Source organism: Vibrio sp., assembly GCF_050299255.1.
Classification (GTDB): domain Bacteria; phylum Pseudomonadota; class Gammaproteobacteria; order Enterobacterales; family Vibrionaceae; genus Vibrio.
In genome coordinates this window covers 104404-129832 of sequence record NZ_JBNKVP010000004.1, presented here as the reverse complement: position 1 = coordinate 129832, position 25429 = coordinate 104404, and the positions used below count along the sequence as shown (strand labels likewise).

Here is a 25429-nt window from a genome sequence, read left to right as displayed (position 1 = left end):
GAGAAACAGATAAACGAAAAGCGCTGCCCGAGGGCAGCGCTTTAAAATAGGTGCGAGATGAGCGCTTATTTAGTTACGCGCAGAACCGGAGTTTCACCTACAACAACTGAACCAGACAGTTTGTTCAGTTCTTTGATCTCATCCATGTTAGAGATAACAACAGGAGTCAAAGTTGATTTTGCTTTTTCTTCCAGCAGTGCCAGATCGAATTCGATGATGGTATCGCCAGCTTTAACTGTTTGGCCTTCTTCAGCGATGCGAGTGAAGCCTTCACCTTTCAGCTCAACAGTATCGATACCGAAGTGCACGAACAGTTCTACACCGTCGTCTGACTCAATAGAGAAAGCGTGGTTGGTTTCGAAGATTTTACCGATAGTGCCGTTAACTGGAGCTACCATTTTGTCGCCTGCAGGCTTGATAGCGATACCGTCACCAACGATTTTTTCTGCAAAAACAACGTCAGGCACATCTTCGATGTTTACGATTTCACCAGATAGCGGTGCGATAATTTCAATTGCACCAGCATCAGCGCTGTCATCCGATACCAGCTTCTTAAGTTTGTCAAACAGACCCATTGTGTCATGCTCCTAAGGTTATTTTAATTCTGTCGAATTATAGTATACCAATCTCAGAAGATAGACGACTACTTTTAGCCGTCTATCTTATTGGTATCCATTATGATTATGCATGCTCAGCGATGAATTTTTCAACGTGAGCTTCAATTTCAGCGGCCGTTGGCATTGCCAGCGCTTCTTCTGCCATCGCTTTTACTTTGGCAAAATCGGCACTGCGGATGACTTTCTTCACTTTTGGTATAGAAATGCCGCTCATGGAGAACTCGTCCAGCCCCATACCCAAGAGTAGGAGAGTGGCGCGATCATCACCAGCCAGCTCACCACACATGCCGGTCCACTTACCTTCAGCATGAGAAGCGTCAATGACCTGCTTGATAACGGTGAGAACGGCAGGTGACAGCGGGTTGTACAGATGTGAAATCATCTCGTTACCACGGTCGACAGCCAGCGTGTACTGGGTCAGGTCGTTAGTACCAATTGAGAAGAACGCCACTTCTTTAGCCAGGTGATGCGCGATGGCAGCAGCAGCCGGGGTTTCGACCATTACACCAACTTCGATGTTTTCGTCAAAGGCCAGGCCTTCTTCACGCAATTCGGCTTTGTACTGCTCAATGGCCTGTTTCAGCTCGCGAATTTCTTCCACAGAGATGATCATCGGGAACATGATACGCAGCTTACCGTGAGCAGATGCACGCAGAATACCACGTAGCTGGTCACGCAGGATCTCACGACGATCCAGACTGATACGGACTGCACGCCAACCCAGGAATGGGTTCATCTCTTTTGGCAGATCCATGTACGGCAGATCTTTGTCGCCGCCAATGTCCATAGTACGGATGATGACCGCTTCGCCATGCATCGCTTCGGCCACTTCTTTGTAAGCCTGATACTGCTCTTCTTCAGTTGGCAGAGCATCGCGATCCATGAACAGGAATTCAGTACGGTACAGACCAACGCCTTCACCGCCGTTACGCAGTACTCCATCACAATCTTTTACTGTGCCGATGTTGCCGCATACTTCAACGCGGTGACCGTCTGACGTTTCTGCTGGCAGGTCTTTCAGTTTGGCCAGTTCTTCTTTTTCAGCCAGGAAAGCGGCCTGAACCTGTTTCGCCTGTTCCAACTCAGCATCTGATGGGTTGATGATGATCTTGTTGTTGATGGCATCCAGAACCAGCATGTCACCATTTTTCACTTTGCTGGTGATGTCGTTGGTACCTACAATCGCCGGCAGCTCAAGAGAGCGGGCCATGATTGACGTGTGCGAAGTGCGTCCGCCGATATCACAGGCGAAACCCAGCACGTACTGCAGGTTAATTTGTGCGGTTTCAGACGGTGTCAAATCATACGCAACCAGGATAACTTCGTCCTGGATGTCGCTGAGTGACACAATGTTGATACCCAGAGCGTTCTTAACAAAGCGAGAGCCGATATCGCGGATATCGGTGGCACGTTCTTTCAGATATTCATCATCCAACGATTCCAGAGCTGTTGCCTGCTCTTCAATCACTGAGTGAATCGCGTTATCTGCTGTCAATTTGTCGTTCTTGATCAGTGCCAGGATTTCTTCTTCTAGTTCTTCGTCCTCAAGAAGCATGATGTGACCTTCAAAGATCGCTTCTTTCTCTTCGCCGAATGTTTCCAGAGCTTTTTGTTTGATCGTTTCTAGCTGCGCAGAGGATTTAGCGCGCGCATCGAAAAAGCGCTGAACTTCAGCGTCGACTTGATCATCTGAGATAGTGTTTGTATTTAGGACAATTTCATCTTCTTGAAGTAGTAGTGCTTTACCAATAGCAATACCAGGAGATGCTAGGATGCCTGAAATCATAGCCTTACCTTAAATTGGTCATCGTAAACGGAGTGTAAGCGTTAGAGCTAACGAGTAAAACTTAGCTTAACTGTAGCCTATTTTTAATGAAGCCATTTTGCTTTCACAAAATGGCTTCGAAGTGATACTGTGGATTAGTGCAGTTGATCCATCAGAGCAACCAGGTGGTCAACAGCTTGTTGTGCTTGTGGACCTTCGGCAGAGATACTAACAACAGTACCTTTTACCAGACCTAGTGTTTGTAGTTTGAACAGGCTTTTTGCGCTAGCGCTTTTACCGTTAGAAGTCACAGTGATGTCCGCATCAAAAGCTTTTGCTTCTTTTACGAATTGTGCAGCTGGACGAGTGTGAAGACCATTTTCTGCAGTGATTTCTACTTGCTTCTCGTACATTTTTAATACCCCAATTGATTTATTTTTTGATACTTGTCTACCAGAAAAAGCTTAACTGCAGGAGAACTAATCTGCTACCGGAGTAACGATTTTTTCGTGTCAGAATGTTTTTTCTGGTTTAACTGTCACTATGGTAGTGAGGCTTCATGCCTTGACCAACACAGCGTAAATACACTTCGCTTTCTTTATTTTGAAGCTAGAAATAAAACAGTCCTGATATTACCAAAGGTGGGGCAGGGATCAACAAAAAAGCCCCTAAAAGGGGCTTTTTTAGTGGAAAAATTGATTTGACCACATATTACTGCTGGTTCTCTTTCTCGGTAAAGATGCCAGCAAACAGGGCTGTACTGAGGTAACGTTCGCCGGAGCTTGGCAGTACAGTTACAATGGTTTTTCCTTCAAATTCAGGTAGTTCAGCAATTCTGTTGGCTGCTACAACTGCTGCGCCAGACGAGATGCCCGCCAGAATACCTTCTTCTTCCATCAGGCGACGCGCCATCTCGATAGCTTCTTCTGAAGTGACGGTTTCAACTCGGTCAAGCAGTTCCAAATCCAGGTTTTCAGGAATAAAACCAGCACCGATACCCTGAATTTTGTGTGGTGCAGGTTGCAGTTCCTGACCAGCCAGTGCTTGGGTGATAACAGGAGATTCAGCAGGTTCAACTGCTACAGAAGTAATCGCTTTGCCTTTAGTGCCTTTGATGTAGCGACTGGTACCTGTAATAGTACCGCCGGTACCTACGCCGGAAACAAATACATCGATCTCACCGTCGGTAGCATCCCAAACCTCTGGGCCGGTTGTTTTTTCGTGAATTGCTGGGTTAGCCGGGTTGTTAAACTGTTGCAGCAGCAGGAACTTACCTGGGTTGCTGGCGACGATCTCTTCCGCTTTGGCAATGGCACCTTTCATACCTTTAGCGGCTTCGGTCAGCTCTAGTTTGGCACCCAGGGCTTTCAAGAGCTTACGACGCTCTAGACTCATCGACTCAGGCATGGTCAAAGTCAGTTTGTAACCACGAGCCGCGGCAACAAACGCCAGAGCGATACCCGTATTACCACTGGTTGGTTCTACCAATTCAACACCGGGCTTCAGCAGACCTTGCTTCTCTGCTTCCCAAATCATGTTGGCGCCGATACGGCATTTAACGCTGAAACTTGGGTTACGCGCTTCAATTTTCGCCAGCACTTTGCCTTTGCTAACTCGGTTCAGGCGCACCAATGGGGTGTTGCCAATGGTTAACGAGTTATCTTCATAGATTTTGCTCATGTTGATGTTCCTTCATTACACGTTTTGTGAATACGTTAGAAGAATACGCATAGGAGAAAAAACGGAAAAGGATTAAAAAGTTATATCTTATAGAAGGGGATCAAAAATGTGATTGTGCTCCTCATGATCAGGTAATCCTGAGGAGCATTACAGAGTTAGTTAGCGTTTAAACTCATTTACCCACATTGAGGTGGCGCCACATACTGCGACGGGCATGACAAACAGGTTGAGTACCGGAATGGTAGTAAAAAAGGCCACCAATACCCCAAAACCGTATGCCTTGCCCTGTTTTTGTTTCAAATTGTTTCGCATTTCATTAAAGCTAACTTTGTGGTTATCAAATGGATAATCACAATATTGAATCGCCAGCATCCAGGCGGTGAAGATAAACCACAAAAAGGGACCTACCGTTTGTCCCAGTGCCGGAATTAACAAGATAAGAAACAGTCCCAACGCTTTTGGTACCACATAGATTAGTTTGCGCCATTCTCGGGCTAATACTCGCGGTGTGTCTTTGATCAGATCTATCCAGCCATCCTGAGTCACGGTACCGGAGATCAGTCGTTGTTCGACTTTTTCCGCTAGCAAGCCATTGAACGGTGACGCGATTAAATTCGCCAGGGTACTAAAGAAGTAGGAAAAGGTGGCCAGAATGGTCAAAGCCAGCAAAGGCCAAAGTACATAATTGAGCCAGGCGAGAAATTCGGGCAAGTAACCCAGCCACTGCTCTATCCACAGGTTGAGGTTAGAGAACAGATAATAGAGGGCACCGCCAACCAGCAAAATGTTAGTTAACAGGGGTAAGACGACAAACGGGCGTATTCCGGGCTGAAAGGCGAGATCGAGGCCGTGGAGAAAATAACCGAAACCCGATCGAGGTTTAGTTTCTGCTGTCATTATGTATCCTAATTGAGTGCAACTATACGTTACGACTTATAATACAAGAAAAAATTCGTGTTCAAAATCACATGCCACTTGGAAACTTCTTACATTCAGCGGTTCTAAAACAGTGGCGAACTTTGGTAAAGTAGCAGAAGAAACGTTTCAATCACATGGAGAACCACCCGATTGGTGACGCAATAGGCACGGGTTCAACTATTCAATGAGAGCAAAAAATGCAGGAATTGCGATTCGTACTCATCATCGTTGGGGCACTGGCGATAGCAGCATTACTGTTTCATGGTCTTTGGACCAGTAAAAAAGAAGCGAAAACCAAGTTTGGCAATAAGCCGTACCAACCTCTGCCGGATAGTGACGAACCATTAGAGGCAGACATGGCCGGTGAATCGCGCGGATTTGCTCCAGATGATGACTATGAGATCATCCGAGTAGACAAAAGCAAAGCCAAATTTGCCAGCGAAGAGCCGATACGGGACCCATTGATCGATGATTATTCCCCAGACGCCTTTTCTTCAGAAGATAATGGATCATTCAGTGAGGTGGATGTCGATGATGCACTACCTTCCATCACCATTTCGGATGAGCTTGAGCTCGATGAGCCGGGAATAAAATCCAAACCGGAACCGATGTCAGCAGAACTGGTCAAGCCTTCAGCTCAGGATGCGGAAGCGGCAGTCAAAACAGAGCCTGAACCAGAAGTTATTGTGCTCAATGTCCATTGCGCTAACAACGACCCGTTTGTCGGGACTAAGCTGTTTGATAGCATGCAGCAAAATGGTTTGCTGTATGGCGAGATGGATATTTTCCACCGCCATGCAGATATGGCTGGGACCGGTAAAGTGCTGTTCAGTGTTGCTAATATGATGAATCCGGGGACACTGAAACACACCGACCCGGCGCAGTTTACTACGAAAGGGATATCCTTTTTCATGATGCTGCCGTGTTTTGGCGACGGCGACCAGAATTTTAAGTTGATGCTCAAAACCGCACAGCAGATCGCGGATGACCTGGGTGGTAATGTTCTGGATGACAAACGGAACCTGCTGACGCCGGATCGCATCAGCGCCTATCGCAAGCAAATCCAAGATTTTAAATTGGCGCAGAGTGTATAAGCCGTCAATTATTGATATAGCCTGAGGCTCCGGTGAGGAGCCTTTTTTGATGCCAGATTAATTAAGAGTTTCAACATGTCTGATTCGAAACAACAAAAATTACAACAGTTAAAAGAGACGTTGCATTACCACGCGGTACGCTACTACGTAGAAGATGCCCCGGAAATTCCCGATGCTGAATATGACCGGTTAATGCGTGAATTGCTGGAAATTGAAGCTGAACACCCGGAATGGGTTACGGTAGACTCACCCAGTCAGCGAGTCGGCGGCGCCCCTCTGGCTGGCTTTAGTCAGGTGCAGCATCAGATTCCAATGCTGTCGCTGGACAACGCGTTCAGCGATGAGGAACTGGATGGTTTTTACCGCCGTATGAGTGAACGCCTGGCCGGGGCTGTTCCGGGCAATTTCTGCTGTGAACCTAAACTGGACGGCCTGGCGGTCAGCTTGCTGTATGAAGATGGTGTGCTGGTACAAGCGGCTACCCGCGGCGATGGTACCACCGGGGAAAACATCACTGGAAATGTCCGAACCATCAAATCAATCCCGCTCAAACTGCATGGTGAAGGCTGGCCCGAACGCATTGAAGTGCGTGGAGAAGTCTTCATGCCCAAAGCGGGCTTTGCCAAACTCAATGAACTGGCGACACAAAAAGGCGAGAAAGTGTTTGTCAATCCGCGTAATGCGGCCGCAGGGAGTTTACGTCAGCTGGATTCACGGATTACCGCTAAGCGTCCGCTCAGTTTTTATGCCTATAGTGTTGGCGTTGTCGAGGGTGGTGAACTTTCTGACAGCCACTATCAACGCTTTTTACAGCTAAAAGGCTGGGGGCTACCTATGTGCCCTGAAACCCGGACCGTTGCTTCGATAGAGGAAGTGAAAGCTTATTATCAGGATATTCTCAGCCGCCGCGATCAACTGCCTTATGAGATAGACGGCGTGGTGATTAAGCTGGACAGCATTGCCCTTCAGCAGCAGCTAGGTTTTGTTGCCCGGGCACCGCGCTGGGCTATCGCATACAAATTCCCCGCACAAGAAGAAATCACCCGTCTTAATGCGGTGGAGTTTCAAGTTGGTCGTACTGGTGCCATTACACCGGTGGCAAAACTTGAACCGATCTTTGTTGGTGGAGTGACCGTCAGCAATGCTACGTTGCACAACGCAGATGAAATTGCCCGCCTGGGGGTAAAAATCGGAGATAGCGTGATTATCCGTCGCGCAGGCGATGTGATACCGCAGGTGGTGGCGGTAGTCATGGAAAGGCGACCTGAAGATGCGGTTGAAATTGAATTCCCGTCCCGTTGCCCGGTCTGTGATTCAGAAGTCGAGCGGGTAGAGGGCGAAGCCGTCGCCAGGTGCAGTGGCGGACTAGTCTGCCAGGCTCAGCGAAAGCAGGCGCTTAAACATTTCGTGTCGCGCAAAGCGATGGATGTGGATGGTTTGGGCGACAAAGTAATCGAGCAGCTGGTAGACCGCGAAATGGTTACCACGCCCGCAGACCTGTTTCGTTTAACTGCTGGCGTGATTACCGTACTCGACCGGATGGGCCCCAAATCGGCACAAAACGTCGTCAATGCTCTGGAAAAGGCCAAGCAGACGACTCTGGCCCGGTTTATTTATTCGTTAGGTATTCGGGAGGTGGGGGAAGCCACCGCCGCTAACCTGGCACAGCACTTTAGAACCCTGGAAGCGGTTCAGGCCGCTGAACATGAACAACTGATCGCGGTTCCGGATATCGGCGAGATTGTCGCCAGTCATATTCACGCTTTTTTTGCTCAAGAGAACAACCTCAAAGTCATCAGTGACCTGTTAGAGCTTGGTGTTCACTGGCCTGAAATAGATGAACCAGATGAATCGGTGCCCCAGCCGCTGGCCGGTAAGGTGGTGGTGTTAACGGGTAGCCTGAGTCAGTTGTCCAGAAGCGATGCAAAGGCTGCATTGCAAGCGTTGGGAGCCAAAGTGACCGGCAGTGTATCGAAAAAAACCGACATCGTTTTTGCCGGTGAAGCGGCCGGTTCTAAGCTCGCCAAAGCGCAGGAACTGGGCGTAGAAGTTCGCACAGAACAAGATTTACTCGACTTGCTTTAATTAGAAAATATACCGATAAATTCAGCCTCTGTTACTCTAACAGAGGCTTTATTTTTTAAGGTAAATAACTGGCCTTTTCATCTATCTACCCGCCTTTCTATCTGTCAAATAAATTCCGAGCCTGTGACTATATTTACGAGTCACTTCAAAAGTCTCTTATGACATAAAATTTTAACCTAATGAATAATAAGGAATATTTTTAATTTTCTGTGTTTATTGGTGAAATTTAGATCTTTATCACTAACCAGAGCAAACTTTGTACTGGCTCATATTTTTTTAGATGATAATTAAGTTCCAATTGATATTTTTCTTCGCGAAGTTAGTCTACAAGCATGGATACACGAGGTGTATGCAGGAACTGGGAAATCGACATATTTGCATAATTGAGATTTCCGAAAAGGAAATATTTCTCCCTTCGGCGGCCAACTTAAGGGAGATAAAACAAACAGCTATATCCATTTTTAGGAGTTTTATCCATGGACAAAATGTTTAAACGTACGCTTTTAGGCGCAGCCTTTGCTGCATTCTCGACTGGTGCTTTCGCTGATGGCGGACAAGTCGGTGTTAACTCAGATTTTAATGTCGAGGTATATGGTGTTGCTGCAATCTCAATGGTGAACTACAACACCACCGATAAAGAATCAGATAGCTCTGGTTTTACGGTAGAAAACGAATCTCGCATCGGCTTCCGTGCCCACGGCGATATGACCGAAAACCTTAAGATCACTATGCAGATTGAATCGGGCTACGTTGACAACACAGATTGGGGCCACGGTGGTGTTGCCGGTGGTGTGTTAGGCTTCCGTGATACCTACCTGGGTGCTTCTGGTGATTGGGGTAATTTACGTGTTGGACGTGTTCTGACACCAACTTACGAATTAATCGACTGGCCATTCTCTAACCCAGGTCTGGGCTCTGTATTCGATTGGGGCGGTCTAAACGCGCACTACGACCGTCAGTCTAACCAGGTTCGTTACGATTCACCTAAATTTGGTGGCTTCAGCTTCGCGACTTCTGTTGGTCGTGACCAAGCCAGCCCGAATGGTAGTGGCGCTGCAACACGCGATTCTTACTTTGTAAGTGCGAATGCAAAATTCAGCCTGGACAAAGTAACATTAATGGGTGGCGTTGAGACTGGCCAGGATTTCCGTGGTGTTAAAAACCAGGATAACCTGACTTACCTAGCCGGTGTTGAAGCGTCACTGCCAGCAGGTTTTGGCCTGGCAGCGGCGTATAAAAAAGAAGAGCTGGATGGTTACCAAGGCACTATCGGTAACAAAGCGGAACAAGGCTCTTACTCTGTTATTGGTCAATACTGGAATGGCCCTGTGGGCTTCAAACTGGGTTACGCAGCTAACCTGGATTCTGAACTGAACGGTGTTGAGCAGAACGATGCGACCAACACGATTTCTGGTCAGCTGATGGGTGTTGTGAACGGCTTTGTTCCTTACCTGCGCGTCGCTCAACGTACAACCAAAGCCGGTGGTGAAGATCGTAAAGATATCGTCACTCGCGTTGGTCTTGAATACGGTTTCTAATTACTGCTCAGTTGTAATTAGTAGTAACAAGATGAAAAATCAGCGCCGGCCAGAAGTCGGCGCTTTATCATAAATATAAGATTAATAAAATTCAGTCACAGACCAACAATGAGGTGTATGATCATGCACAAAATTGGCACTTTACTCATGGCACTTACCCTGGGGGCTTGCAGCACACTTAACGCAGATGACAATTTTGCCGATGCAGTGGATTCGGTCAAAGACCGCAGAAATTATGTCGAAGTGAACGGTAAAACACTGACCCCGGAGTTCGAATCGATCAAAGGGGCGGACATTCTGCGTTCAACACTGGTACTTAATGCCAGCGCATCCAAACTGGCAAACGCTCAGGACAGCGTTAATGTCACCATGGAAGTGAGCTATTTTCAAAACTATGACGAATACACCAAAGTCGAGGTGGCGGGTAAGCCGCAACCATTGAAGTCTTTACAGGCGGCGATCAACAGTTGTAATGAACATTGTGTGACGACCCAATATCTGAGTTTTCCAATCGATACCGCTCTGTTAGAGTCTGGTGCCAGCCAGGGAGTGAACTTTACATTGAGTGGCGCTGGAAAGCGTATGATCACTCAGTTCCAAATACCAGCAGGGTATATAGCGGCGGTATTAGACGAAGTCCAGCGCTATCAACAACCCAATACCACTGTAGTGAGTCCTAAAGTAGTGGCACAGGCGGCATCAACTTCCAAAGCTCAGGAGATGGTACAGTATTGGTTTGGTGAGTCTGCTTCGGCAGAACAGGAACAATTTAGTAACTGGGCTTTTAATAACCGCAGTGGGACAGCCAATACGATTCTTGATTCAGGACGAAATATTGAAATGCTGACCTATTGGTATAATAAAGCTGATGAAGCGGAGCGAAAGCAGATATTGGTTTGGTTACTGAAATAATAGCCATTTAATCTTAAAAGTAGAATTAAAGTAAAGAGGAGCTAAGCTCCTCTTTCTGGTTTTTATTTAACGACACCGCCTGAATGCTTGCAAATTAACACCGGAATAAATTTCACGACGCCGCTGGGTAATTCACACTCGACATTCGGACCGCTGGCGGTACTACCTACACCTTGTCCGGCAACTGCCATCCGATTGAGACCGATTAGGCAAAACGCCACTAATACAAGACTAGTAAACTTCATACTTACCTCACTTACCAAATAATAAAAAGTAGGCTAATTAAGTATGTTTCAATCAATAAAAAGATCAATAAAATTTAAAAATAATGGTTTGGTGCAGTAAATTAAGCATGATTAATAACATTATCTTTAATGTTAACTTATTGAAATTCTATATTCCTTAACAAAATTAAAGTTTATATCTCTACCCCAATTTAAATATTTACCTTACTTAATGTTAGAGGATAAGTAATTAATCATATAATTACTGATTGATATATATAGAAATATAATCTCATTAATTTAAATTGTCGAGGTTTGGGGCAGGCGCGACAGTCAGTTGATTGCCATTAACGGCGGTAATTATTACTCGACTGCCTTTCTCCAGCGCGTGATCTGATACTGCACTCCAGGTGGTATCGCCGATGTGGATTCGATTTTTACCCACTTGCATGTCTTGCTGAAGTACGACGATTTGGCCAATTAGCTGTTTGGACTTCTGGTTGAGATTGCGCTGAGCGTCATCCTGACTATCACTGGCCAACTGACGCCGCCACCATAACCAGGTAGTCAGCATGCTGAAAGCACCAAAGGCGACCCATTGTAATTGCCAACTAACAGGCAATATCGCCAGGATGAGGCCCACGGCCAGGGCAGAGACCCCCAGCCAGAGAAAATAGCCAGCGGTGCCGATCAGCTCAATAGCCAGTAGACCTAGCCCCAGGGCCAACCAGTGCCAGTGATTAATATTCTGTAATAACTCTACCAAAAGATGACCTATTTGTTGGTTGATTCACGTTGATTAAACATTTCGGCAATCCCGGCAATGGAGCCCATTATTCCGGAAGCCTCCAGCGGTAGCATAATAATCTTGCCATTTTCCGCCTGACCAATCGATTTAAGTGCCTCAGTATAACCCTGGGCAATAAAGTAATTTACTGCCTGCATATCACCTTTAGCAATGGCTTCAGATACCATTGTTGTCGCCCGGGCTTCTGCTTCTGCCGCCCGTTCTCTGGCTTCTGCTTGCAATATCGCGGCTTGTTTTGCACCTTCTGCCTTAAGGATCTCTGATTGCTTTTGACCTTCCGCTTTCAAAATTTCGGCCTGACGAACGCCCTCGGCCTCAAGTATTTCTGCACGCTTGTTACGTTCTGCCTTCATCTGGGCATTCATGGCTGCGGTCAGGTCCGCCGGTGGTTGCACATCCTTTATCTCGATCCGCGTGACTTTCACCCCCCATGGATTGGTCGCGTCATCAACAATAGTTAAAAGCTTGGTGTTGATCATATCGCGCTGGCTGAGCATTTCGTCCAGTTCCATCGAACCGAGCACTGTCCTGATGTTGGTTAGGGTGAGATTGCGAATTGCGTGTTCCAGATCGTTAACTTCATAGGCCGCTTTGGCGGCGTCAATAACCTGAACAAAGCAGACAGCGTCAATGACGACATTGGCATTGTCTCTGCTGATCACTTCTTGAGCAGGAATATCGAGCACGCGTTCCATCATATTGATTTTTCGACCGATACGATCGATGAAAGGAATAATTAGGTTCAGACCCGGTTTCAATGTCTGGGTGTAACGGCCAAACCGTTCAACAGTCCAGTTGTTGCCTTGAGGGACAGTTTTGACCGCAGCAATCACAAAGGCAACAGCGAGAACGATAAAGCCAATGATGGCTACTAATGAATCTATCACCATGATTTTATTCCTTTTTTATTGGATGGCTAATAGTGCTGCAACTTAAATATGAGCGCAATTGCTTAATGAAGGAAATGGGATGGTGATAGATATTTTGCACCGGTGTACTGATTCACCGGTGCGATTACAACGCTTTGCTCGATCAGTAGAGAACGGAATACAGCAAACGACGATATTTTGCAGCGATACTGTTTCCTTGTCCTAGCGCACTGAGAATATCCATGAACGATTTTTTCATTTCACCATCCAGGCAAGCCAGATCCTTACCCAGGTACTGCCAGATGAGGGCCAATGCCTCTTCATCTCTTTGTACCTGGTGATAGCTCAGAGCCAGTTCACGAGCGAGCTCTGCGTCTTCAGGTGCTGCCTGATATTTCGCTTCCAACGCTTGAATTTCCGGGCTGTCAGCCGCTTGCTTGTGCAAGTCTAGTTTAGCGGTTAATTCCTTGTAGTAACTATCCTGATATTCAAGGGGTATCGCACTCAGTATATGTTCAGCCTGATCAAATTGCTGGCTTTCAAGTAAACATTCTGCCATCGCCAGTTTGACATCGCCTTTAAGTTTTAGCTCTTCAGGCAGTTGTTCCAGAAGTGCCAGGGCCTGAGCAAACTGCTTCTGACTCACCCATTCCAGCGCCTGCTTCAGATTCATCTCTTCCTGACTGGGCAGATGTTTGGTCAGCATTTGTTCGATTGCCCCGATAGGTTGCGGGCCTCCCAAGCCATCGACCGGCTGACCGTTGACGAATAGTGCGATGGTTGGCAGCGCCTGTACACCAAACTGCGCGGCAATCATCTGCTGTTGTTCACAGTCAAGCAGAGCCAGAGTAAAACCACCATTATATTTCTGGGTCAGGCTGCGTAGGTCGGGGATAATGTCGGTACTTTCCGGGCTTACGGATGCGTAGAAGTGGACCAACACCGGAGTTTGCATTGAACCCTGAAGAACGTCGCGAAAATTTTGTTCGGTCAAATCAACGATAAACGGTGATTGCATAATGAAATCCTGATTACTTAGCGAGTTTACAGATCAGATGAGGTTGAAAGCGCGAATTCTCAAGGTTAACCGTTAAGAATTGTTACCACGGCTGTGATTAGCAACAAAAAATACCACCAAATGGTGGTATTTTTCGGTCATCAGTTAGGTGCGGGGTTGTTTACAGCAAGATAAACAAGGTTAGCGCAACACCCACACTCAACCAATTCAATTGGTTTAAGGTCATTGGGATCTCCGAATGTAACGCTGAACTGATTTTTCGAGGTTGGTCAATGCCAACATGGAGATTATGGCAGCCAATTATTACGGCTAAATGACAATCAACTCAATATCTTTGCCGTTCACGCCGCTTTTTGCAAAAGCTTGTCCAGCCAGCGTGAAGGTAACACACGCTTTAGGATGGCAAACACTTTGGTCGGGGTCGTGATGCGATAGCGTAGCTTGGGACGCTTTGCTTCCAGAGCGTGGATCAGAGGCTTGATGCAGGCCGTAGCGGGCAAAGCAAAGGCATTATTGGATTGCTCAGCATCCAGGCGGGCCAGTTGAGCCTGATAAGCGTCCTGGTGAACGCTGGATTGGACGTTGATCCAGCGTTTAAATGCGAGCAGGGCGTTGTGTCGAAATGCAGTTTCAATCGGGCCGGGTTCCAGCAGGCTCACTTGGATATCCGTGTTGGCCAATTCCAACCTTAAGGTGTCAGTCCAGCCTTCCAGAGCAAACTTTGATGCATTGTAAGCGCCCCGATATTTCATGGCGGCGAAGCCGAGAATCGAACTGTTTTGGATGATGCGACCTTGTCCAACGCGACGCATTGCAGGCAATAAGCCAATTACTAACTGATGCCAACCAAAAAAATTGGTTTCAAATTGAGCCCGAAGGGCTTCTACAGGCAGGTCTTCCAGCGCGCCGGGCTGACCGTATGCACCGTTGTTAAACAGGGCATACAATTGACCGTTACACAGTTGCAGCGTCTGTTCGGTAGCCGACGCGATACTTTGGCTATCAGTTAAATCGAGTTGGATACAGGTCAGGCCTTCTTGCTGTAGTCTTGCCACATCTTGCGGATGACGGCAGGACGCGATGACTTGATAACCACGCTGATGCAGTGCGTGCGCGCAAGCGTAGCCAATACCGGTTGAACAACCGGTGATCAGAATTGATTTTTGCATGAGTTCCTTTCTGGTGAGCTAAGGGTTATCCCTGATGCTGGAGTATGTTGTTAAGCGCGGGTTCGACGCGTGAATAACTGAACTGGAAACCAAGTTCAGTCAGGCGCTTAGGTTTCGCTCTGATACTGTCAAATAGCAGCACAGACGCTTCGCCCATCAGCAGTTTAATCACCCACTTGGGAGTAAACAAGATATGGGGGCGGTGAAGTATTTTCGCCAGCATCTGGCTAAAGTGTTTATTGGTGACCGGATGGGGAGCACAAAAATTAAATTCTCCGTGAGCGTGTGGTGTCTCCAATAAATACAGGATACCGCGCACCATATCCAGGATGTGAATCCAGGGGAAATATTGGTTTCCATCGCCGATGGGGCCGCCCAAACCTAATTTGTACGGAGGCAGCATTTTGCTTAGAGCGCCACCGTTGGGAGCCAGTACCACACCGGTGCGCAGCAGACAGACCCGGGTATCATCGGAACGAGCTCGTTTGGCGATCTGCTCCCAGGTAGCGCATACCTGATGGGGAAATCCATGGTGATGGACTTGCAGCGACTCGTCGAATCTGTGCTCTTGTTGATCGCCGTAATAGCCCACGGCAGAGCCGCTGATGAATACTGCAGGAGGTTTCGTGCTGGCATGGATCAGCTCAACGATTTTTTCAGTGAGTTTCCAGCGGCTGTCGCAGATAATCTTTTTCTGTTTGCTGGTCCAGCGTTTATCGGCAATAGGCTCACCAGCAAGATTGATTACCGCATCAAAGTCATTCAGATCGTGGAAGCCGTCCAAACTGTCGATATAGGAGATATTACCTAAGTCCGCATGGTTAACCAGTTGTTTGGCTCTGGTTGGATTGCGCGTCAGCAGAACTAACTTATGCGTGGCCAGGTGTTTTATCAACTCTCTGCCAATCAAACCGGTACCGCCAGTTATCAGAATCTTCATAGCTCCTCCTTTTCAGCTGTAATTATAGCGGGTTAGCTTATCTTCGCCGTCGGTGCCATCCGTTATTTTTAGTGTCTGCTTCCACAAAACGTAGCTTAAATATAGACCTTTGTGGTTTTGTTACATCTCGTTAAAAACTCGTTGGTCTTATCACAGCAAATATGCACGTGATTTGTCATCATAGCATTAATTCTGGGTGGTAAAGGAATCAGGATGATTGCACTCAAAGCACTGTTTCTCTCCCTGTTAGATAGCCTGCGCGATATCCTGCCCATTATTGTAGTGGTCGCCTTCTTTCAGTTGCTGGTGCTCGATCAGCCAATGCCTAATCTGCTCAATATTCTGCTCGGTTTGTCCCTGGTCGTTGTGGGATTGACACTATTTCTATTTGGTCTGCAAATGAGTCTGTTTCCCATCGGTGAATCGATGGCGCATGCGTTTGCACGCAAGGGGAGTTTGAGCTGGCTATTGGTGTTTTCGTTCTGTCTCGGCTTTGGTACGACGGTCGCTGAACCGGCCCTGACTGCGGTAGCAAATGAAGCGGCAGAAGTTGCCGCCGAGGGCGGTATGATCCCGGCAAGTGGATCAGAGAAGCAGTCTTATGCGAACGGGCTGCGCTTCACCGTCGCGTTGTCGGTAGGAGTCGCGATTGTGATCGGCGTGTTTCGGATCCTGAAAGGGTGGCCGATTCAGTATTTGATCATCGGCGGATATGTCTGTGTGGTGATACTAACCGCGTTTGCCCCTCAGCATATTATTGGCATCGCGTATGACTCCGGCGGTGTGACCACTTCGACGGTAACGGTGCCTCTGGTGACGGCGTTAGGGGTAGGGCTGGCTTCATCAATTAAAGGTCGTAATCCGATGGTCGATGGGTTTGGCTTAATCGCATTTGCGTCGTTACTGCCCATGATGTTTGTGATGGTCTATGGGATGCTGCTGTCATGACTTTAACTGAGATGTTAGTCGTCCTGCTTAATACCTTTCTAGACGTGATTCCCATTGCGGTGATCATTTTTGGTTTTCAGTTCGCAGTGTTACGCAAACCGGTAACCAATGCCAGGCAGGTGATTCTGGGATTTGTCTACGTGGTGTTTGGTCTGGCGCTGTTTCTGATCGGCTTGGAATTAGCCCTGTTTCCGTTGGGGGAGACGATGGCTATACAGCTCACTACGCCGGAATTTGTCGAATCTTTTCGCCTCAGCTCCGGTGATAAGCTGCTGTGGTCAGATTATTACTGGGTTTACCTGTTTGCCTTCTGTATTGGCTTTAGTACCACTGTGGCGGAGCCATCATTAATTGCAGTGGCAATTAAGGCCAACCAGGTATCCGGTGGCAGTATCAGTGTTAACGGATTACGTCTTGCCGTGGCACTTGGGGTGGCATTTGGCATTGCCCTTGGAAGCTATCGCATTGTGGTGGGCGATCCGATTCACTACTACATTATCGCTGGCTACGTCGTGGTAGTGATTCAAACCTGCTATGCCCCCAAATTGATCATCCCATTAGCCTACGATTCAGGCGGTGTGACAACGTCTACCGTCACAGTTCCGCTGGTGGCAGCATTAGGATTAGGGTTAGCATCGACCGTACCCGGTCGCAATCCGATGATCGATGGTTTCGGATTGATTGCATTTGCCAGTTTATTTCCGATGATTACAGTGATGGGCTACGCGCAGATCACTCAGTGGTTGAACAGAGAGCCAGTCTCAAAGGAGAAAGAAGATGCGCTTTAAGTTGTTATTGGCGTTTGTTGACGACAGCAGAACCAATGAAGTGCTGGACGCCGCGCGTGACGCCGGCGCAACGGGAGCCACGGTGATTAATAATGCCCGTGGTGAAGGATTAAATAAAAAACGGACGTTTCTGGGGCTGACGTTGGAAGTGCAGAAAGACGTGTTGCTATTTGTTGTTGAAGAGCATCTGGCGCGTCATATTCTGGAAACCATCGCCGAAGTCGCCGAATTTGATACCGAGTCGGGGCAGGGGATCGCGGTACAGATCGATGTGGAAGACGCGGTGGGGGTTGCCCACCAGGTGGCAACATTGACCAAGATTGTAGAGGAAGAGCTATGAGCCAACATGAAAAAATGCGTGTCCGGGATGTAATGGCCAATACCTACGTGATAGTCGACGGTCTGACCACAGTCCATGAAGGAATTGAACTGGCCAGGGCCCATAAAGTTAAGGCGTTAATTGTGCATAAGCGGCATGAGGATGATGAGTTCGGCATCGTTTTAATGAACGATATTGCCAAGAAAGTTCTGGCGAAAAACCGGGCGCCCAAGCGCACCAATATCTATGAGATCATGACCAAACCCGCGCTGTCGGTTAGTCCGGATATGAATGTGAAATATTGTGCCCGGCTGTTTGAACGGTTTGGTATTAGCCGGGCACCGGTGATCGAGCATGGCCAGGTAATCGGTATGGTGAGTTACAACAACATCGTGATTAATGGTATGGCGAAAGGTGACGATTAACCGTACCAGGCGTACAATTATCGGATTCCCATTCTCAGGAGAGCGATAGTGAAGCTGTTTTTTGCCTCTGATATTCATGGCAGTCTGCCTGCAACCGAGCAGGTGTTGACTGCCTTTCAACATTCTGGCGCCGATCAACTGATACTGCTGGGGGATATTCTTAACCACGGTCCCCGCAATCCGATTCCGGCCGGTTATCAACCGACTGAAGTGGCTGAGGCACTGAACCAGTACGCTAACCAGATTATCGCGGTACGAGGCAATTGCGACAGTGAAGTCGACCAGATGCTGCTAAAGTTTCCCATTATGGCCGATTATGCCTGGCTATTGCTGGAAAACGGCACGCGACTGTTTTTAACCCATGGTCACCTTTATCATCAAGACCAGATCCCGCCGCTGGCTGAGGGTGATGTTCTGGTTCATGGCCACACGCACATTCCAAAGGCCGAGCGTTGCGACCATTTCTGGCTCTGTAATCCAGGTTCTGTGACTTTTCCTCGAGGGGACTTTGCGGCCAGTTATGCCCTTTATGAACACGGCCAATGGCGAGTGTTCACCTTTAACGGCGAACAACTCGCTCAGGCTCAGTTCTAAACCTGTGCGTGAATGGCGTTAGCGATCCACATGGCCTAAATCGCGTTGTGGATCGATGATATCCCGCACTCGCTGTTTAAGCTGTTTGGCATCGGGGAATCCGCCATCAGTTTGTCGCTGCCAGATGGTTACGCCGTTACATACTATTTCGAAACGACCTCCAGTATCCGGGTGTAGCGCGACCTGGTCGAGTTCTTCGCTGAAGGTGTGCAGCAGTTCCTGCGCCATCCAGCTTGCGCGCAGCATCCAGTTACACTGGCGGCAATAGTAAATATCGATTTTGGCTTTCATGTCCCACCTTAGTCCTGGTTGGCAGATTAGATTATCAATTTGATCCCAACCGCGAAGGTTAAGATCTCAAACGCTATCTTAATGTGGCGGTTACTGCTCTTATGGGCGATGTAGGCGCCCAGCCCACCGCCGACAAATGAGCTGAATAACAACAGCGGAATCCACGGCCAGTAAATCGGGGCACCAGCCTGTGCGACAGCCCAACCGCCAATGCCATTCCAGAAAATACCGACGCAGATCATCGTCAGTGCGACCGCTTGTTTGTAACTGTAGCCAAACCAACGCACCAGGAACAGGGTAACCAGAAGCCCGGAACCTGCCGTTAGTGAGCCATTAATGACACCAATCAGGGCCAGCATCAGACCGCCGACAAACCAGCCAACACTGTCTCGGTGCTGAGGCGACTCCTGTTGACCCAACTGCTTTTTCATCCGGGAATAGATACCCAGCGCCAGTATCATCAAGCCGAGCAGTGTACGAGCCAGCTGCTCGGGAATGTTGATCACCAGATTGGCACCGAGTATCACGCCCACGGTACCGGTTGCAATCAGGTAAAGGGCTGCATTGAGATTAACGGTTTTGGCTTTCAGGTGACTGTAAGCGGCGCCGAGCCCCAATGCCACACTGGCGACTTTATGAGTACCAAGGGCGACAGAGAACGGAAGACCGAGAAAAATCAGCAGCGGAAATTGCAGTAAGCCAGCGCCGCCGCCGGATAGCGAGGCGAGAGTGTTGGCAACTAAGGAGCCAAATAGGAGGATCAGTGAATTAAGCCAGTCCATGAATTAACAAAGGGGCTTCCTGCCCCTTTTCCCAGATGATTAGTTAGCAAACATTACCGTAGAGCCATGATTTAAGCTAGTCAGCAGTAAGGTTTTGTCATTGACGACATCGACTCGTCGGCTTTGCTCTGCTTCCATGCGAAACAGTTGCGCGATCACCTGCAGTTGTTCCTGGGTAAAGTCCTTCTTCGATTGCGGTGATGAGTCATCTTTGAAGCTGGTCGGTGAGATCAGTAAATAGTTGTCGCTAATGCTCCAGTCGCCGGTTTCCGAAATGAAAATGACACTTTCGTTGTCACTGTTATCAGTGTACAGGCGCGCTGTGGCGACGCGAATATAGGTACCATTGGTCAGGTATTTAACATTCGAGTTCACGTCAGCCTGTCTTAGTGGACCGACGGCCGGTTCTGCTTGCGACGGTAATACCACGGTGACCATTTTAGACTGCCACTCATGGGAAGTCAGGAGTCGTTCGACCTGAAATTCGTTATTCCAATAAATCCAGCCACTGACCAGTATGGAAGCAGCAATAAGCACGGTGTTGATTTTGGTTTTCATGTTGCTGGCCTCTTATCTACTTACACACTTTTTTCAGTTCTTTCTGGCCGGCATAGATACGCACGGTGAAGTTTAAACCAGACTGCTCCAGAGAATGGATATAGTTCAGCACCAGGTCATTATTCTGACCACCGGTGGCGATCACTTCCTGTGGCTTCTGAGCTTCACCATGAAAATCACTGTAACGATTCAGGCACTGCTCTATGGTCGGCAGCCAGCTATCCAACTCTGGATGGTTGAACGGTGTCTTAACCGGCACCTCGTTGTAAACCCCCAATTGGCGGAACTCAGAAGGCGACGGTTCACTGCTAAAGTAGACGATCACAGGTAGCAGGATTGCCAGCAGTGGGAGCAGTCGACTTAACCAGCGTGGTGATACCGGTTTATCCGATGGTGGCTCTACACTGACTGCAGTGCTGGTATCCAGCTCGGCCGATAAACTCTCATTGTCAGGAGTCTCCAGTGTGGCTTCATCAGCTGAAAGCTCTTCCACTGCCGGTTTGTTGGTGAATAAAGGCGCAATGCGGTTCACACTGCAGATTAACTGGTAGCCGCGCTTTGGCACAGTTTTGACAAATTGAGGCGATTTAGTCGAATCTTTGAGCATTTTCCGCAGTGTGGAGATCGCTTGGGTAAGGCTGGAATCGTCCACTTCGAAACCTTGTTCACGCCAGACAAATTCGTGTAATTCGTTGCGGGTTATGACTTCATTGGGCCTTTCGCACAACAAAAGCAGTATGCGGCTTTCATTGCTGCCCAGACGGGTAAGCTCATTGTTGTCTTCAAGATCGACGAGGGAGTTACTATTGGGATCAAAAGTGAATCGTTCAGCGAGGTTAAACTTTATGCCTATGTTACTCATTGATTTGGCCATTGATATAAAATTACCTAAATTATGGGCGCCTGAATATGAAACTGCGAAACGAGGAATTGGGCTATTTTATAATTTTTGATGTTGTAATCGGCCTAGGATAGACAAAAACGTGATAAAAAAACACTGTTTTTATTTTTTTTGACCTTGAATTTACAATCATCATCCTCATTTACAAGGTCAAGCATAAGCAATCTTTGCTTGTTCAAAAAAAAACACACGAACTAGTTCAGACAGATGTTAGGGAGCGAATATGAGCGAGACCGCTACTGCCAACAAAGAAACCCGTGGCTTTCAATCCGAAGTAAAACAGCTGCTTCATCTAATGATTCACTCTTTGTACAGCAACAAAGAGATCTTTTTACGTGAGCTGATTTCAAATGCCTCTGACGCGGCCGATAAACTGCGTTTTCAGGCGTTATCTGATGCCAATTTGTATCAGGGCGATGCCGATTTAGGTGTGAAGTTATCGTTTGATGAAGATAAACAGACACTGACCATTTCTGACAATGGTATCGGTATGAGCCGTGACGATGTCATAGAACATCTCGGCACCATCGCTAAATCCGGTACCGCTGAATTTTTCTCTAAATTATCCGAAGAACAGAGCAAAGATTCCCAGTTAATCGGTCAGTTCGGGGTCGGTTTCTATTCAGCCTTTATCGTTGCCGATGCCGTGACGGTCAGAACCCGTGCAGCAGAGTGCAGTGCAGACCAGGCCGTCCAGTGGCACTCGTCTGGCGAGGGTGAATACACCATTGAGACGGTCAACAAGGAGTCTCGTGGTACGGACATCATTCTGCATATGCGAGATGACAGTAAAGAGTTCCTCAATGAGTGGCGATTGCGTGAAGTGATCGGCAAATATTCTGACCACATTGGTATCCCGGTTTCTATCCAGACCGCCGAGCGGGATGACGAAGGTAAAGAGACCGGTGAGACAACCTGGCAGCAGATCAACAAAGCGCAAGCTCTGTGGACTCGTGCCAAGTCTGACATCAGTGAAGAAGAGTACCAGGAGTTCTATAAACACGTATCCCATGATTTCGCCGATCCTCTGGTGTGGAGTCATAACCGGGTGGAAGGCAAGAATGACTACACCAGTTTGCTGTATATTCCGTCTAAAGCACCGTGGGATATGTTTAACCGCGACCATAAAAGCGGCCTGAAACTGTATGTCCAACGCGTGTTTATCATGGACGATGCAGAGCAGTTCATGCCTTCTTATCTGCGTTTCGTTCGTGGTTTGATCGATTCCAATGATCTGCCGCTCAACGTTTCTCGAGAAATCTTGCAGGACAACAAAGTCACCCAGTCTCTGCGTAATGCCTGCACTAAGCGGGTGCTCACTATGCTGGAACGCCTGGCAAAAAATGATGCTGATAAGTATCAGGCGTTTTGGAAAGAGTTTGGCCTGGTGCTGAAAGAAGGCCCGGCAGAAGACATGGCCAATAAAGAAAAAATCGCCGGCTTGCTGCGCTTTAACTCCACTGAGCTAGATAGCGATCAGCAGACTGTCGATCTGGCAGGTTACGTCGAGCGGATGAAAGAGGGTCAGGATAAAATTTATTACCTGACAGCTGACAGTTATGCCGCGGCGAAAAACAGCCCACACCTGGAGCAGTTTAAAGCCAAAGGTCTTGAAGTTATTCTGATGTACGACCGTATAGACGAATGGTTGATGAATTATCTGACCGAGTTTGATGGTAAGTCTTTCCAGTCGATCACCAAAGCGGGTCTTGATCTGGGTAAATTCGAAGACGAAGCGGAAAAAGAGAAGCAGAAGGAAACCGAGCAGGAATTCCAGTCTGTGGTGGAGCGTACCAAAGAGTACCTGGGTGAGCGGGTTAAAGATGTGCGTACCACTTTCAAATTGGCATCCACCCCGGCGGTTGTGGTAACGGATGATTTTGAAATGGGCACTCAGATGGCCAAGTTGCTGGAAGCAGCTGGTCAGGCAGCACCGGAAGTGAAATACATTCTTGAGATCAACCCGAACCACCAGTTGGTGCAACAGATGGCCGATGAAGCAGACCAAGAAGCCTTTGGCCGCTGGGTTGAAGTGTTGCTGGGGCAGGCCATGCTGGCTGAGCGCGGTTCGATGGAGGACCCGTCTCAGTTCCTTGGCGCAATCAACCGACTGTTAAGCAAAGCGTAATTGCAACGACTGAAAAAGCTCGCAAACGTGCGGGCTTTTTTGATTAACTGACAGAGAAATTCATTGAAGTTCGGTTAAGTGCCGTTATCTATTTCGAGCGGTAATGGATTACATTCTTTAGTCTAATGGCCGCCATTTTTGACTAAAGTGTGGTAGACTCTCCGGACTTGAATATCTCTTGCGGGGTGTGTGGCTAGCATGCCCCGCTAATCGTTATACCGAAACTTACCGTTGCACCGTCAGATCCGTGTCGATGGCGGACTGTGAGCTTCGGTATAAATCATCATTTTCTAAAGAGGATTAAACATGCGCATCATTCTTTTGGGTGCTCCAGGTGCAGGTAAAGGCACACAAGCTCAATTCATTATGGAAAAGTATGGCATTCCACAGATCTCTACTGGTGACATGTTACGTGCTGCAATCAAAGCGGGCACCGAGCTGGGCAAAAAAGCAAAAGAAGTAATCGACGCAGGTCAGCTGGTTTCAGACGATATCATTCTGGGACTAATCAAAGAACGCATCGCTGAAGAAGACTGTGCGAAAGGATTCCTGCTGGATGGTTTCCCACGCACTATCCCACAAGCTGACGGTCTGAAAGAGATGGACGTTCAGGTTGACTACGTGATCGAATTTGATGTTGCAGATGAAGTTATCGTTGAACGTATGGCCGGTCGCCGTGCTCACCTGCCTTCTGGCCGTACTTACCACGTTGTGTTTAATCCGCCAAAAGTAGAAGGTAAAGACGACGTGACCGGTGAAGATCTGGTGGTTCGTGATGATGATAAAGAAGAAACCGTTCGTGCACGTCTGGGTGTGTACCATGAGCAAACTGCTCCGCTGATTAACTACTACCAGGCTGAAGCTGAAGCGGGCCGTACTCAGTACCTGAAATTTGACGGTACTAAGCAAGTGGCTGAAGTAAGTGCGGATATTGAGAAGGCGCTATCTTAATTAATCGAGCGTAAATTCAATTATTTGTTATATTAGAAGGCGACCAGATTGGTCGCCTTTTTTTATTGCGATCAGTAGAGACGACAGTAGCCGAACAACTTAGTATTACTATGGAAAATAACAATCACACAGGCGTACTTCTGGTGAATCTGGGAACTCCCGATGCACCAACATCACAAGCGGTGAAACGCTTCCTTAGCCAATTTTTACACGACCAGAGAGTAGTCGACATGTCGCGCTGGCTCTGGTGCCCATTGCTGCACGGAATTATCCTGCCGGTGCGCTCACCCAAGGTTGCCAAACTCTATCAGTCAATCTGGATGGAAGAGGGTTCTCCGCTGATGGTCTACTCTAAGCGGCAGGCGCAAAAGCTGGAGGCTAAACTGGATATGCCGGTCGAGCTGGGGATGACCTATGGCAATCCCAGCTTACTTGATGGTATCAAGGCGCTGATGAGCCGCGGCGCAAAGGACATTGTCGTACTGCCCCTTTATCCGCAGTATTCGGCGACGACAACCGCTGCGGTGGCGGATGGAGTGCAGCAGGCGCTACGCAAGCTCAGGGTAATACCCGGCTACCAGCTGATTCGCGATTACTGCGATCATCCAATGTATATCAAGGCATTGGCGGACAAAGTTCGTGATAACTGGAAGAAAAATGGTCAGGGTGATTACTTGCTCTGTTCTTTCCATGGTATTCCGAAACGGTTTGCTGATTTAGGTGATATCTATCCGCAACACTGCCAACTGACCACGCGACTGCTGGCGGAAGAGTTGGGGCTGAATGAAAACCAGATAGGCATGAGTTTCCAGTCCAGGTTTGGCCGTGAAGAATGGCTGCAACCTTACACAGATAAAACGTTAGAGCAATTACCGGGGCAGGGGATTAAACGGCTGGATATTATCGCACCAGCATTTTCTTGTGACTGTATTGAAACTCTGGAAGAAATCGCCCTGCAGTGCAAAGAAGTCTTCTTAGACGCGGGTGGTGAGTCGTTCCATTATATTGAATGCCTGAATGACAGCGATAGTCATATCACTCTGATGGCGGAGCTGATCCAGCGTCGTTAAACCAGATCAGCCAGATCAAAAAAGGGTCACCAGGGGG

Annotated in this window: 26 protein-coding genes; 12 read left to right on the top strand and 14 right to left on the bottom strand. The window is 48.0% G+C overall.

What is annotated here, in order from left to right; genetic code table 11:
- Positions 1–65: 65 nt before the first annotated feature.
- The 5 genes from crr to cysZ form a co-directional block, all read right to left on the bottom strand.
- Positions 66–575 carry a PTS glucose transporter subunit IIA gene (crr, locus tag ACQY6F_RS03030; protein WP_428772099.1) on the bottom strand — a complete coding sequence of 170 codons (510 nt, stop codon included), beginning with the start codon at positions 573–575 and terminating at the stop codon, positions 66–68.
- Between the two features lie 106 nt (positions 576–681).
- Positions 682–2403, bottom strand: coding sequence for a phosphoenolpyruvate-protein phosphotransferase PtsI (gene ptsI / locus ACQY6F_RS03025; protein ID WP_428772098.1), 1722 nt, complete (start codon positions 2401–2403; stop codon positions 682–684).
- 134 nt (positions 2404–2537) lie between these two features.
- Entirely contained in the window at positions 2538–2795 is a 258-nt protein-coding gene (locus ACQY6F_RS03020; protein ID WP_004415108.1) for an HPr family phosphocarrier protein, read from the bottom strand.
- Between the two features lie 298 nt (positions 2796–3093).
- Entirely contained in the window at positions 3094–4062 is a 969-nt protein-coding gene (gene cysK, locus ACQY6F_RS03015; protein WP_428772097.1) for a cysteine synthase A, read from the bottom strand.
- A gap of 159 nt (positions 4063–4221) precedes the next feature.
- Entirely contained in the window at positions 4222–4959 is a 738-nt protein-coding gene (gene cysZ, locus ACQY6F_RS03010; RefSeq protein ID WP_428772096.1) for a sulfate transporter CysZ, read from the bottom strand.
- A 218-nt stretch (positions 4960–5177) separates the two neighbouring features.
- Between cysZ and zipA the strand changes: the two genes are divergently transcribed.
- From zipA to ACQY6F_RS02990, 4 genes are all read left to right on the top strand, one after another.
- Positions 5178–6074 (top strand): cell division protein ZipA, encoded by an 897-nt coding sequence (gene zipA / locus ACQY6F_RS03005; RefSeq protein WP_428772095.1) that lies wholly within the window; start codon positions 5178–5180, stop codon positions 6072–6074.
- Positions 6075–6149: 75 nt separating this feature from the next.
- Positions 6150–8159 (top strand): NAD-dependent DNA ligase LigA, encoded by a 2010-nt coding sequence (gene ligA / locus ACQY6F_RS03000; protein WP_428772094.1) that lies wholly within the window; start codon positions 6150–6152, stop codon positions 8157–8159.
- Positions 8160–8635: 476 nt separating this feature from the next.
- The gene (locus ACQY6F_RS02995; RefSeq protein WP_428772093.1) at positions 8636–9697 is read left to right on the top strand and encodes a porin; all 1062 of its coding nucleotides are present in this window, start codon (positions 8636–8638) and stop codon (positions 9695–9697) included.
- Positions 9698–9820: 123 nt separating this feature from the next.
- Complete coding sequence (locus ACQY6F_RS02990) at positions 9821–10609, top strand: VvgS protein (protein ID WP_428772092.1); 789 nt, start codon at positions 9821–9823, stop codon at positions 10607–10609.
- A 519-nt stretch (positions 10610–11128) separates the two neighbouring features.
- Here the strand turns inward: ACQY6F_RS02990 and ACQY6F_RS02985 are convergent.
- The 5 genes from ACQY6F_RS02985 to ACQY6F_RS02965 form a co-directional block, all read right to left on the bottom strand.
- Positions 11129–11599, bottom strand: coding sequence for an NfeD family protein (locus ACQY6F_RS02985; RefSeq protein WP_428772091.1), 471 nt, complete (start codon positions 11597–11599; stop codon positions 11129–11131).
- Positions 11600–11607: 8 nt separating this feature from the next.
- Positions 11608–12531 (bottom strand): SPFH domain-containing protein, encoded by a 924-nt coding sequence (locus ACQY6F_RS02980; protein ID WP_428772090.1) that lies wholly within the window; start codon positions 12529–12531, stop codon positions 11608–11610.
- 142 nt (positions 12532–12673) lie between these two features.
- Entirely contained in the window at positions 12674–13528 is an 855-nt protein-coding gene (locus ACQY6F_RS02975; protein WP_428772089.1) for a co-chaperone YbbN, read from the bottom strand.
- A 341-nt stretch (positions 13529–13869) separates the two neighbouring features.
- The gene (locus ACQY6F_RS02970) at positions 13870–14697 is read right to left on the bottom strand and encodes an SDR family oxidoreductase (protein WP_428772088.1); all 828 of its coding nucleotides are present in this window, start codon (positions 14695–14697) and stop codon (positions 13870–13872) included.
- A 25-nt stretch (positions 14698–14722) separates the two neighbouring features.
- Positions 14723–15637: a TIGR01777 family oxidoreductase gene (locus ACQY6F_RS02965; RefSeq protein WP_428772087.1), complete on the bottom strand. Its 915-nt coding sequence runs from the start codon at positions 15635–15637 to the stop codon at positions 14723–14725.
- Positions 15638–15850: 213 nt separating this feature from the next.
- Between ACQY6F_RS02965 and ACQY6F_RS02960 the strand changes: the two genes are divergently transcribed.
- From ACQY6F_RS02960 to yfcE, 5 genes are read left to right on the top strand one after another with little or no spacing between them, the layout of a single operon-like run.
- Positions 15851–16585: a DUF1538 family protein gene (locus ACQY6F_RS02960; RefSeq protein WP_428772086.1), complete on the top strand. Its 735-nt coding sequence runs from the start codon at positions 15851–15853 to the stop codon at positions 16583–16585.
- Positions 16582–17373 (top strand): DUF1538 domain-containing protein, encoded by a 792-nt coding sequence (locus ACQY6F_RS02955; RefSeq protein ID WP_428772085.1) that lies wholly within the window; start codon positions 16582–16584, stop codon positions 17371–17373. The genes ACQY6F_RS02960 and ACQY6F_RS02955 overlap by 4 nt, the downstream gene beginning before the upstream one ends.
- The gene (locus ACQY6F_RS02950) at positions 17363–17713 is read left to right on the top strand and encodes a P-II family nitrogen regulator (RefSeq protein WP_428772084.1); all 351 of its coding nucleotides are present in this window, start codon (positions 17363–17365) and stop codon (positions 17711–17713) included. Before ACQY6F_RS02955 ends, ACQY6F_RS02950 begins: the two co-directional genes overlap by 11 nt.
- Complete coding sequence (locus ACQY6F_RS02945; protein WP_428772083.1) at positions 17710–18117, top strand: CBS domain-containing protein; 408 nt, start codon at positions 17710–17712, stop codon at positions 18115–18117. The genes ACQY6F_RS02950 and ACQY6F_RS02945 overlap by 4 nt, the downstream gene beginning before the upstream one ends.
- Before the next feature lie 48 nt (positions 18118–18165).
- The gene (yfcE, locus tag ACQY6F_RS02940; RefSeq protein WP_428772082.1) at positions 18166–18711 is read left to right on the top strand and encodes a phosphodiesterase; all 546 of its coding nucleotides are present in this window, start codon (positions 18166–18168) and stop codon (positions 18709–18711) included.
- A gap of 18 nt (positions 18712–18729) precedes the next feature.
- On the opposite strand, the gene ACQY6F_RS02935 is transcribed toward yfcE, so the two are convergent.
- Genes ACQY6F_RS02935 through ACQY6F_RS02920 form a run of 4 tightly spaced genes read right to left on the bottom strand, consistent with a single transcriptional unit; the run spans position 18730 to position 21204 of the window.
- Positions 18730–19002, bottom strand: coding sequence for a SelT/SelW/SelH family protein (locus ACQY6F_RS02935; protein ID WP_428772081.1), 273 nt, complete (start codon positions 19000–19002; stop codon positions 18730–18732).
- Between the two features lie 26 nt (positions 19003–19028).
- Positions 19029–19784, bottom strand: coding sequence for a sulfite exporter TauE/SafE family protein (locus tag ACQY6F_RS02930; protein ID WP_428772080.1), 756 nt, complete (start codon positions 19782–19784; stop codon positions 19029–19031).
- 39 nt (positions 19785–19823) lie between these two features.
- The gene (locus tag ACQY6F_RS02925; RefSeq protein ID WP_428772079.1) at positions 19824–20342 is read right to left on the bottom strand and encodes a regulatory protein ToxS; all 519 of its coding nucleotides are present in this window, start codon (positions 20340–20342) and stop codon (positions 19824–19826) included.
- 16 nt (positions 20343–20358) lie between these two features.
- Positions 20359–21204 carry a winged helix-turn-helix domain-containing protein gene (locus ACQY6F_RS02920; protein ID WP_428772078.1) on the bottom strand — a complete coding sequence of 282 codons (846 nt, stop codon included), beginning with the start codon at positions 21202–21204 and terminating at the stop codon, positions 20359–20361.
- 262 nt (positions 21205–21466) lie between these two features.
- On the opposite strand from ACQY6F_RS02920, the gene htpG reads away from it, so the two are divergent.
- The 3 genes from htpG to hemH all read left to right on the top strand — a co-directional run bounded on the left by htpG (position 21467) and on the right by hemH (position 25392).
- The gene (gene htpG, locus ACQY6F_RS02915; RefSeq protein WP_428772077.1) at positions 21467–23371 is read left to right on the top strand and encodes a molecular chaperone HtpG; all 1905 of its coding nucleotides are present in this window, start codon (positions 21467–21469) and stop codon (positions 23369–23371) included.
- A gap of 306 nt (positions 23372–23677) precedes the next feature.
- Positions 23678–24322 (top strand): adenylate kinase, encoded by a 645-nt coding sequence (adk, locus tag ACQY6F_RS02910; RefSeq protein WP_428772076.1) that lies wholly within the window; start codon positions 23678–23680, stop codon positions 24320–24322.
- A 110-nt stretch (positions 24323–24432) separates the two neighbouring features.
- Entirely contained in the window at positions 24433–25392 is a 960-nt protein-coding gene (gene hemH / locus ACQY6F_RS02905; RefSeq protein WP_428772075.1) for a ferrochelatase, read from the top strand.
- The last annotated feature ends 37 nt before the right edge of the window (positions 25393–25429 follow it).

Excerpts from the sequence above, each read along its gene's own strand:
- crr (WP_428772099.1), bottom strand. The coding sequence starts at position 575 with ATGGGTCTGTTTGACAAACTTAAGAAGCTGGTATCGGATGACAGCGCT.
- ptsI (WP_428772098.1), bottom strand. The coding sequence starts at position 2,403 with ATGATTTCAGGCATCCTAGCATCTCCTGGTATTGCTATTGGTAAAGCA.
- ACQY6F_RS03020 (WP_004415108.1), bottom strand. The coding sequence starts at position 2,795 with ATGTACGAGAAGCAAGTAGAAATCACTGCAGAAAATGGTCTTCACACT.
- cysK (WP_428772097.1), bottom strand. The coding sequence starts at position 4,062 with ATGAGCAAAATCTATGAAGATAACTCGTTAACCATTGGCAACACCCCA.
- cysZ (WP_428772096.1), bottom strand. The coding sequence starts at position 4,959 with ATGACAGCAGAAACTAAACCTCGATCGGGTTTCGGTTATTTTCTCCAC.
- zipA (WP_428772095.1), top strand. The coding sequence starts at position 5,178 with ATGCAGGAATTGCGATTCGTACTCATCATCGTTGGGGCACTGGCGATA.
- ligA (WP_428772094.1), top strand. The coding sequence starts at position 6,150 with ATGTCTGATTCGAAACAACAAAAATTACAACAGTTAAAAGAGACGTTG.
- ACQY6F_RS02995 (WP_428772093.1), top strand. The coding sequence starts at position 8,636 with ATGGACAAAATGTTTAAACGTACGCTTTTAGGCGCAGCCTTTGCTGCA.
- ACQY6F_RS02990 (WP_428772092.1), top strand. The coding sequence starts at position 9,821 with ATGCACAAAATTGGCACTTTACTCATGGCACTTACCCTGGGGGCTTGC.
- ACQY6F_RS02980 (WP_428772090.1), bottom strand. The coding sequence starts at position 12,531 with ATGGTGATAGATTCATTAGTAGCCATCATTGGCTTTATCGTTCTCGCT.
- ACQY6F_RS02975 (WP_428772089.1), bottom strand. The coding sequence starts at position 13,528 with ATGCAATCACCGTTTATCGTTGATTTGACCGAACAAAATTTTCGCGAC.
- ACQY6F_RS02970 (WP_428772088.1), bottom strand. The coding sequence starts at position 14,697 with ATGCAAAAATCAATTCTGATCACCGGTTGTTCAACCGGTATTGGCTAC.
- ACQY6F_RS02965 (WP_428772087.1), bottom strand. The coding sequence starts at position 15,637 with ATGAAGATTCTGATAACTGGCGGTACCGGTTTGATTGGCAGAGAGTTG.
- ACQY6F_RS02960 (WP_428772086.1), top strand. The coding sequence starts at position 15,851 with ATGATTGCACTCAAAGCACTGTTTCTCTCCCTGTTAGATAGCCTGCGC.
- ACQY6F_RS02955 (WP_428772085.1), top strand. The coding sequence starts at position 16,582 with ATGACTTTAACTGAGATGTTAGTCGTCCTGCTTAATACCTTTCTAGAC.
- ACQY6F_RS02950 (WP_428772084.1), top strand. The coding sequence starts at position 17,363 with ATGCGCTTTAAGTTGTTATTGGCGTTTGTTGACGACAGCAGAACCAAT.
- ACQY6F_RS02945 (WP_428772083.1), top strand. The coding sequence starts at position 17,710 with ATGAGCCAACATGAAAAAATGCGTGTCCGGGATGTAATGGCCAATACC.
- ACQY6F_RS02935 (WP_428772081.1), bottom strand. The coding sequence starts at position 19,002 with ATGAAAGCCAAAATCGATATTTACTATTGCCGCCAGTGTAACTGGATG.
- ACQY6F_RS02930 (WP_428772080.1), bottom strand. The coding sequence starts at position 19,784 with ATGGACTGGCTTAATTCACTGATCCTCCTATTTGGCTCCTTAGTTGCC.
- ACQY6F_RS02925 (WP_428772079.1), bottom strand. The coding sequence starts at position 20,342 with ATGAAAACCAAAATCAACACCGTGCTTATTGCTGCTTCCATACTGGTC.
- ACQY6F_RS02920 (WP_428772078.1), bottom strand. The coding sequence starts at position 21,204 with ATGAGTAACATAGGCATAAAGTTTAACCTCGCTGAACGATTCACTTTT.
- htpG (WP_428772077.1), top strand. The coding sequence starts at position 21,467 with ATGAGCGAGACCGCTACTGCCAACAAAGAAACCCGTGGCTTTCAATCC.
- adk (WP_428772076.1), top strand. The coding sequence starts at position 23,678 with ATGCGCATCATTCTTTTGGGTGCTCCAGGTGCAGGTAAAGGCACACAA.
- hemH (WP_428772075.1), top strand. The coding sequence starts at position 24,433 with ATGGAAAATAACAATCACACAGGCGTACTTCTGGTGAATCTGGGAACT.